This is a genomic window from Mesorhizobium sp. M0854, from assembly GCF_040319815.1.
GTDB lineage: Bacteria > Pseudomonadota > Alphaproteobacteria > Rhizobiales > Rhizobiaceae > Mesorhizobium.
Genome location: NZ_JAMYOL010000083.1, coordinates 1 through 950 on the forward strand (window position 1 = coordinate 1; position 950 = coordinate 950).

Below are 950 nucleotides of genomic sequence, written 5' to 3' on the forward strand. Positions count from 1 at the left end.
GAGGACGAGCGCCTGAGCTATGGCGAGCTCAACGCGCGCGCCAACCGCCTTGCCCATCACCTGATCGCGCTTGGGGTGAAGCCGGCGGATTGCGTTGCGACAGTGCTGGACCGCTCCGTCGCCCTTGTGGTGGCGCAACTGGCGATCCTGAAAGCGGGGGGAGTATATGTGCCGATCGATCGCGCTCTTCCATCTGTGCGACAAGAATGGCTGATAGCCGATTGTGCTCCACGCCTGGTGCTAACCGAGAGTGACGATGATCGTTTGGTCGAGTCGACGTTCCCTGGTCTGGGTATTGAGCCGCTCACAATTGGACCGGGATGTGGTTCCGATCCTGGCCTGGCGTTGAGCGCCGAGGCCGCCGCGTATGCAATGTACACCTCCGGCTCAACCGGCCTTCCCAAAGGAGTTGTTGTTCCTCATTGTGCTGTCAATCGGCTCGTGATCAATAATGGATATGCAAAGATCGATGCCAGGGATCGTGTGGCATGGGCTGGCAGTCCCGCCTTCGACGCAAGCACATTCGAAGTGTGGGCACCGCTGCTTAACGGTGGTTGCATTGTTACAATGCATGCCACCACCGTCATAGACACTCCCAGTTTTGCTAGGGTGCTTAAACAGCACGGGGTGACCTCCCTTTTTCTAACAACAGCACTATTCAATCAACATACATCGTCGATTGCCTCGACGTTATCCCAACTTAAGTACCTTCTCTGTGGAGGAGAGCGCAATGACCTTTCCTCTTTTCTGAGATTGCTGAAAGAAGAAGGTCCTGTACGTCTCATTCATTGCTACGGCCCAACCGAGACGACGACCTTCGCGACAGCCTGCGAGATCAACTTGAGTGACGAAATATTCCGCCGTCTCCCGATCGGCCGTCCGATTGCGAACACGCGGGTGTATCTTCTGGACGGCCATGGCGCGCCGGTTCCATTCGGGGCGGTGGGCGA

Annotated in this window: 1 protein-coding gene; it reads left to right on the forward strand. The window is 56.9% G+C overall.

From position 1 onward, the window contains the following. The coding region (locus tag NKH99_RS32620) for an AMP-binding protein (RefSeq protein ID WP_353017974.1) at positions 1–950 on the forward strand (950 nt) is incomplete at both ends.